Origin of the sequence: Kitasatospora sp. NPDC057500 (assembly GCF_042802195.1) — a bacterium.
In the GTDB taxonomy this organism is placed as follows: domain Bacteria; phylum Actinomycetota; class Actinomycetes; order Streptomycetales; family Streptomycetaceae; genus Kitasatospora.
Window position 1 is genome coordinate 1 of record NZ_JBHVER010000300.1, and the last position, 6,944, is coordinate 6,944.

6 protein-coding genes and 1 pseudogene are annotated in these 6,944 nt (G+C 74.2%); 2 read left to right on the top strand and 5 right to left on the bottom strand.

Annotated features, from left to right (window positions below; genetic code table 11):
* Positions 1 to 239: 239 nt before the first annotated feature.
* Complete coding sequence (locus ACFU74_RS34930) at positions 240 to 1,766, bottom strand: DEAD/DEAH box helicase (RefSeq protein ID WP_380764163.1); 1,527 nt, start codon at positions 1,764 to 1,766, stop codon at positions 240 to 242.
* A gap of 318 nt (positions 1,767 to 2,084) precedes the next feature.
* A complete protein-coding gene (locus ACFU74_RS34935; RefSeq protein WP_045694210.1) occupies positions 2,085 to 2,288 on the bottom strand; it encodes a cold-shock protein in 204 nt (67 codons plus the stop codon).
* 479 nt (positions 2,289 to 2,767) lie between these two features.
* Between ACFU74_RS34935 and ACFU74_RS34940 the strand changes: the two genes are divergently transcribed.
* Positions 2,768 to 2,995 (top strand): hypothetical protein, encoded by a 228-nt coding sequence (locus ACFU74_RS34940; protein ID WP_380764164.1) that lies wholly within the window; start codon positions 2,768 to 2,770, stop codon positions 2,993 to 2,995.
* A 377-nt stretch (positions 2,996 to 3,372) separates the two neighbouring features.
* On the opposite strand, the gene ACFU74_RS34945 is transcribed toward ACFU74_RS34940, so the two are convergent.
* Together ACFU74_RS34945 and ACFU74_RS34950 are read right to left on the bottom strand one after the other, a co-directional pair.
* Positions 3,373 to 4,599 carry an MFS transporter gene (locus ACFU74_RS34945; RefSeq protein ID WP_380764165.1) on the bottom strand — a complete coding sequence of 409 codons (1,227 nt, stop codon included), beginning with the start codon at positions 4,597 to 4,599 and terminating at the stop codon, positions 3,373 to 3,375.
* Between the two features lie 5 nt (positions 4,600 to 4,604).
* On the bottom strand, positions 4,605 to 5,978 hold the full coding sequence (locus ACFU74_RS34950; protein WP_380764166.1) for an NAD(P)-binding domain-containing protein: 1,374 nt from the start codon (positions 5,976 to 5,978) through the stop codon (positions 4,605 to 4,607).
* Between the two features lie 150 nt (positions 5,979 to 6,128).
* Here ACFU74_RS34950 and ACFU74_RS34955 point away from each other — a divergent pair, with 150 nt between their 5' ends.
* A complete protein-coding gene (locus ACFU74_RS34955; protein WP_380764167.1) occupies positions 6,129 to 6,485 on the top strand; it encodes an ArsR/SmtB family transcription factor in 357 nt (118 codons plus the stop codon).
* Between the two features lie 45 nt (positions 6,486 to 6,530).
* Here ACFU74_RS34955 and ACFU74_RS34960 read toward each other — a convergent pair.
* Positions 6,531 to 6,944 (bottom strand): annotated as a pseudogene (locus ACFU74_RS34960) (pyridine nucleotide-disulfide oxidoreductase); the annotation flags it as partial.

Sequence of the window (6,944 nt, forward strand, 5' to 3'; positions counted from 1 at the left end):
CGCGTAGGCTGATTCCGGCCTTCGCGACCGGGGCGCCGGTCCGCCGGTGGGCGTCGGACGGGCGTGCAGCCATGCGGCGAACCGGGTGCGGTCGGCGTGGCTGCTGGGGTCCACCGGCGCGCCACCGGGCGAGTCCGGCGGCGGCGCCGCTCCGGATGTCGGCATGCAGCGGGCTGCGGTCGCCGGAGCCGACGTGAGTCGTTCCCCGCGCGGGACCTCGGCAGGCCGACCGGCGGCTTCTAGGGAGCGGTGTGCCCGGGTGCCCGGCGGCGGGCGGAGGATCCGCGCTCGTCACGGCCGGAGGCCGTCCGGGTGTCGCCGCCCGGTCGGGCGGGGCGGCCGCGCCGGCCGCGGGCACCGGGAGCGTTGCGGCGCGGGCGCTCGAAGGCGGGTTCGGCGATCACGACGGGAACGCCGGTGGGTACGCGGGCACCGGTGATGCGGGCGAGGTCCTCACCGCCCGCGAGGACCTCGGTGGTGACGGGGACGATGCCGGCCGAGGTCATCAAGCGGGCCGCCGCGCGGCGCTGGCTGGGCAGCACCAGCGTGACGACGGTTCCGGACGCGCCGGCGCGGGCCGTGCGCCCGCCGCGGTGCAGGTAGTCCTTGTGGTCGGTCGGCGGGTCGACGTTGACGACCAGGTCGAGGCCGTCGACGTGGATGCCGCGGGCGGCGACGTTGGTGGCGATCAGCGCGGTCACCCCGCCGGTGCGGAACTGCTCCAGGGTGCGGGTGCGCTCCGGCTGGGACTTGCCCCCGTGCAGGGCCGCGGCCTTGACCCCCTTCGCGAGGAGATCGCCGACCAGGCGGTCCGCTCCGTCCTTGGTGTCGATGAACATGATCACCCGGCCGTCGCGGGCGGCGATGTGGGCGATCGTCGCCTTCTTGTCGACGTTGTGCACCTGCAGCACGTGGTGCTCCATGGTGCTGACCGCCGCCGCGGACGGGTCCACCGAGTGCGTGACCGGGTCCTTCAGGAAGCGCCGCACCAGGCGGTCGACGTTGCGGTCCAGGGTGGCGGAGAACAGCATCGTCTGTCCGCCATCGGCGACCTGGTCGAGGAGCTCGGTCACCTGCGGCAGGAAGCCCATGTCGGCCATCTGGTCGGCCTCGTCCAGGACGGTGATGCCGACCCGGTCCAGCCGGCAGTCACCGCGCTGGACCAGGTCCTTGAGCCGGCCAGGGGTCGCCACCACGACCTCGGCCCCGCGGTTCAGCATCCACGCCTGGCGGCCGATCGACGTCCCGCCCACCACGGTGGCCGTCCGCAGGCGCATCGCGTGGGCGTAGGGGGTGAGGGCTTCGGTGACCTGCTGTGCGAGTTCGCGGGTGGGGACCAGCACCAGGGCCAGCGGGTGCCCCGGCTCGGCACGCCGCCCGGCGGTGCGGGCCAGCACGGCGAGGCCGAACGCGAGGGTCTTGCCGGAGCCGGTCCTGCCCCGGCCCAGCACGTCGCGGCCGGCCAGCGAGTTGGGCAGCGTCGCGGCCTGGATCGGGAACGGAGCGGTGACGCCCTTGCGGGCCAGCAGCGACAGCAGTGCCTTCGGCAGGTCCAGCTCGTCGAAGGACCCGACGGCCGGCAGCACGGGGGTCGTGCTCACCGGCATCGCGAACTCGTCCGCGGAGAAGGAGCCCCGCGAAGGACCTCGGCCCCGGCTACGACCTCGGGGCCGCCGGCCGTCGGCCGGGCCCGACGCGTGCGAGGAGGAACCGTCCCCGGAGCGGGCTTCGGTGGTTCGGTACGAGGTGCGACTGGAGCGGTTCATGCGGGACGACCTTCCTTCGGGCGGCGCGTCACGAGGAAGGCTCTGCGGCACGGAGCCGGAGGAGACCGCAAGGGAACGGGCCGGGAATGCGGCGGGCGGAATGTGCACGGCGCTCCCGTGGGACGCCTCGCCTGCGGGTGACGCCTGTTGGAGAGGGCGAGGGCGGAGGGCCTTGGACCGCGGCGACCCCCCACCGCGAACGGCGAGCGTCGGCCCGACCGGGGGTGCCCCACCGGCGCCCGAAAACGCCGAGGCCCGCACCGGGCACATGTCTCGGTGCGGGCCCCTCGCTGCCGGGCGGGTGCCGGAGCAGAAGAACTACAGCGGGCGGATGTTCTCGGCCTGCGGGCCCTTCTGACCCTGCGTGACGTCGAACTCGACCTTCTGGCCCTCAAGCAGCTCACGGAAGCCGTTGGCGTTGATGTTCGAGTAGTGGGCGAAGACGTCCGGGCCGCCACCCTCCTGCTCGATGAAGCCGAAGCCCTTCTCCGAGTTGAACCACTTCACGGTGCCATTAGCCATCAAAAATCTCCTTCAAGGGACTGTCCGAAGCACGCACAGCGCGGGCTTCGAGTCACCGCGATGAGCGCCCACCCGGGGAAAGAGCCGGGAAACAAAATGCGCCTGCGAAACATCAGCAGGCGCACACAAAGTTCATGGGAACCACTACTGCAACTAATAGCGACTGTAGCAGGCCCGGGGCCGCAACGGGTGAATATTTCACCCCGGGTTTCGAACGAGCCTCCTCCGAGGTCGCCACGCCCCACTGCCACCCCGTCCAACTCTTCCGGACCCCAGCCTACTTGAGATCCTCATCACCCGCCGACCGCCGCTGGGACCTCCCGGCGGGGCGACACAGCCTGCCGGAAATATCCCCCGGCGGACCCGGCCGCGAGCGGCGCGGCGCATGTGCCGCAGGCCACACTCGTTTTTTCGACGCCGCCGATTTCAACGCTCCGGATGGTTCCGCGGCCGCGTTTTCCGGCGCATACTGGCCGGAAATGACGAAATATGGAGCAGTCCGCCGCCCCCTGCCCACCAGCCCCTTCCAGGCGCGGCCTGAAGCGCCGCGCAAGCACTTCGCCCTGGGGGACCGCGTCACCCACGACAGGTACGGCCTCGGCCGGGTCGTCGGCGTCGAGGAGACCGGCGACGCCGCCGTACTCGTCGACTTCGGCTCGCACCGGGAACGCGTCGTCCAGCCGTACGACGCCATGTACAAACTGTGACCCCCGGCTCGGCTTCCCGCCGAGGCCACGGACGGGCGCACCCTCGCCGGGTTCACCGGCGAGCCTTCGTTCCTGGAGGTTGCGGGGCGTACCGGCGAGTTCGGGGCCGTCCCGAGGGCGGCCCCGAACCGGCCGCCGCCGCTAGAGGTAGCGGACCGTGAGGGTCACCGAGCCGTCGAGCGGCACCTCGCCGGTGAGCGTCAGGCCATGGGCCGGCGCGATCGCGGCTGAGAGATCGAGGTCCGTGGCCGGGCTCTCGGCGGTGATCGGGGCGAAGCGGATATCGCCCTCGCTGCGGGCCCGTCCCGAGCATGGCGCGCCCGGACGCGGGTACGCCGTCCGGGCCCCGCACTGACGGACGCAGCCGGCCGCGCCGATCAGGGGCGTGGCCCGGCGGGCAGGGCGGCGAGCAGTGCGGCGAGGCCGGAGAGGGCGGCGAGCAGGACGAACAGCTGCGGGTACCCGCCGAGCGGGCCCGCCAGCGCCGCTGCGGCCCAGGGCGCGAGGGCGCCGGCGATGGTGGCGGGGGCGGCGAGCAGTCCGCTGAGCCTGCCGTAGGCGGCGCTGCCCCAGCGGTCGGTGACAGCAGTGGCCTGCAGCAGCGTCAGGTTCCCCCGGACGGCCCCGGCCAGGACGGCGATCGCCACCAGCAGGGGCAGCGGACCGGGTACCGCGGCCAGCAGAGCGGTGGTCAGCCCGCCCGCCGCGATGAGCACCACGGTGCGCACGCGCGCGGTGGTGCGGCGGGCGAAGGACGCGAACAGGGTGCGGCCGATGGTCTGCCCGAGTCCGCCGAGCCCCAGCGCCCAGGCCGCCGCCGCAGGAGTGGCGTCGCGGGCGGCCAGCAGCGGCATCAGCGAGAACACCACCGCGTACATGGCGAAGCCCGACAGGGTGAAGGCCACCGCCAGCAGCAGGAACGCGGGCGTTCGGGCGGTCGCGCGCGGGTCGGCCGCCTTGCTGGTGAGCGCCGCCGACGCTTGGTGGTGGGCCTCGGGCCAGGGCGCGCGCAGGGCGAGCGCGTGGGCGGGCACGGTCACGACGGCGAGCAGCAGGGCCAGGACGAGGTAGGTGGCACGCCAGCCGAGGTGCTGGGACAGCGCCTGCGTCAGCGGCGCGAACACCGTCGAGGCCAGCCCGCCCGCCAGGGTCAGCGTGGTCAGCGCCCGTACGTGGTCGGGTGCGTGCCACCGGGTCAGCGCAGCGAACGCCGGCTGGTAGAAGGTGGCCGCCATCGCCGCCCCGGCCAGGAGCCAGCCCGCGAAGAACACCGGCAGGCCCGGTGCCGAGGCGACGACCACCAGCGCGAGGGAGCCCAGGGCGGAGCCGGCGGTCATGACCGTGCGCGGCCCGTGCCGGTCCAGGAGCCGGCCGACGGGGATGCCCACGAGCGCGGACACGAGCAGTGCCGCCGAGAAGGCGGCCGTGGTCGCCGCGGCGGACCACCCGGTGGCCCCGGTGATGCGGGAGGACAGGACCGGGAAGGCGTAGTAGAGGATGCCCCAGCCGGTGATCTGGGTCAGGCACAGCGCCGGCAGCGCGGCGCGGGGCCTCGACGGGGCCGGGGTCCCGGTCGCGGCCCCGTCGAGGCGGGTGGTGGGCACCGGGGTCAGCAGCCGCCGGTTGAGGGCTTGGCGGGCGCGCCGAGGCCGATGGTCAGGACCTCGGGCGCGGCCGGGACGGCGCAGCAGCCGCCGGCGGCCTGCCCGTCCTCGGGCTGGTCGAAGAGGCCGGCGCCGCCGCACACCCCGGTCTCGGGGAGGGTGAGTTCGACGCGGGCCGCGGCCTCGTGGTCCCCGGCGAGGGCGGCGGCAACCGAGCGGACCTGCTCGTAGCCGGTCATGGCGAGGAAGGTCGGGGCGCGGCCGTAGCTCTTCATACCGACCAGGTAGACGTCCTTCTCCGGGTGCGAGAGCTCGTTCGCGCCGTGCGGGTAGACGGTGCCGCAGGAGTGCTGGTTGGGGTCGATCAGCGGGGCGAGGGCGGTCGGCGCCTGGAGGCGGTCGTCGAGGCCGAGGCGGACCTCGGAGAGGAAGGAGAGGTCAGGGCGCAGGCCGGTCAGGACGACGACCTGGTCGACGGGCTCGCTGCGGCGTCCGTCCTCGGCGACCAGCACCAGTTGCTCGCCCTGCGCCTCGACGGCGGCGGTACGGAAGCCGGTGAGCGCGGAGGCGTGCCCGACGTCGACGGCCTTCTTGGCCCGCAGGCCGAGCGCACCACGGGCGGGCAGCTCGTCGGCCTCCCCGCCGCCGTAGGTCGAGCCGGTGATGCCGCGCCGCAGCACCCACACGGCGTGCGTGCCGGACTCCGCCTCGGCGAGGTCCGCCAGGTGGGCGAGGGCGGTGAACGCGGAGGCGCCGGTGCCGGCCACGGCGGTGCGCCTGCCCGCGAAGCGCTCCCGTACGGCGGGGTCGCGCAGGTCGGGGATCCGGTAGGAGATACGGCCGTCGGCCGCGCGCTCGCCGAGGGCGGGCAGGCCGTTCGCGCCCAGCGGGTTCGGGGTGGCCCAGGTGCCGGAGGCGTCCACGACCGCCCGGGCCAGGACGCGCTCCTCCCGGCCGTCGGCGTGCTCGACGTGGACGGTGAAGGGCTGCTCGTCGCGGCCGGAGTCGACGATGCGGTCCCGCCCGGCGCGCGCCACCCCGGTCACCCGGGCGTCGTAGCGCACGCGCTCGCCGAGGACGTCGGCGAGCGGCTGGAGGTACAGCTCCGCCCAGTCGCCGCCGGACGGGTAGGCGGCGCCGTCGGGGCGGATCCAGCCCGTGGGGGCGAGGAGCTTCTCGGCGGCCGGGTCGACGACCTCGGCCCACGGCGAGAACAGCCGCACATGCGCCCACTCGCGCACTGCCGTCGCGGCCGAGGGCCCGGCTTCCAGGACGAGGGGCTCGATGCCCTGCTCGATCAGGTGCGCGGCGGCGGCCAGGCCGATCGGGCCGGCTCCGACCACGACGACGGGCAGCTGGTTGGCGGCGGGCGCGTTCACGGCGACTCCTTCTGGTTCGACATCCGTCGATGGCGTGCGCACTCAGCATGGCACCTGCTTCGACGACCGTCAACATAGACATTCGTCGAAACGATGAGGTGAGCAATGAAGGGACGCCCTCAATGATTCGATGTGTGTCAACATAGACATATGTCGAATGTGAAGGTGCTGCCGCTGCTGGAGCCCGACTCCACCCCGTGCTGCCCGCCGCTGACCGAGCGCCCGCTGACCGCCGAGGAGGCCGTGCGGACGGCGGCGATGTTCAAGGCGCTCGGCGACCCCGTGCGCCTGCGGCTGTTCTCCGCCGTGGCCTCGCACGAAGGCCAGGAGGCCTGCGTGTGCGACATCTCCGACGTCGGGGTCTCCCAGCCCACGGTGTCGCACCACCTGAAGAAGCTGCGCGAGGCCGGACTGCTGACCAGCGAGCGGCGCGGCACCTGGGTGTACTACCGCGTCGCACCCGACGTCCTCGCGGCGATGGCCGCCCTGCTGCGCATGCCCGCGTGACGGCGGCCCGGCGGCTGCCGGCACTACGGGAACAGGGGGGCACGTCTACGGATCGAGGTCCGTGGTGTGCAGCAGGGTGCTGATCTGCTGGACGGCGGTGCGGGCGGTGCGGCCCACACCGATGAGGGTGGCGGAGGCCGGGCCGGTCCAGTCGCCGTAGCCGAGCAGGTGGATGCGCGGGTCCTCGACCGACCGGGTTCCCTCGGTGGGGATGCGCCCGTGGGACGGCCGCGGGCCGAGCGGCCGTAGCGCGGCGAGGTCCGGCCGGAATCCCGTGCACCAGACGACCGTGTCGCAGTCCCAGGCGGCCCCGTCGACCCACGCGGCGCCGCTCGCGGTGAGGCGCTCGACCGTCGGGTGGGCGACGAGGAGGCCCGCGTCGCGGGCGGCGCGCACGGGCGTTCCCAGGATGACGGTGCCCGGCGGCGGACCGCGGCGGTGGGCCGGCGGTCCTGCCGC

What these genes read in the sequence shown, in the direction of transcription:
- ACFU74_RS34955 (WP_380764167.1), top strand. Translation starts at nt 6,129, where the DNA reads ATGTCGAATGTGAAGGTGCTGCCGCTGCTGGAGCCCGACTCCACCCCG.
- ACFU74_RS34940 (WP_380764164.1), top strand. Translation starts at nt 2,768, where the DNA reads ATGACGAAATATGGAGCAGTCCGCCGCCCCCTGCCCACCAGCCCCTTC.
- ACFU74_RS34930 (WP_380764163.1), bottom strand. Translation starts at nt 1,766, where the DNA reads ATGAACCGCTCCAGTCGCACCTCGTACCGAACCACCGAAGCCCGCTCC.
- ACFU74_RS34935 (WP_045694210.1), bottom strand. Translation starts at nt 2,288, where the DNA reads ATGGCTAATGGCACCGTGAAGTGGTTCAACTCGGAGAAGGGCTTCGGC.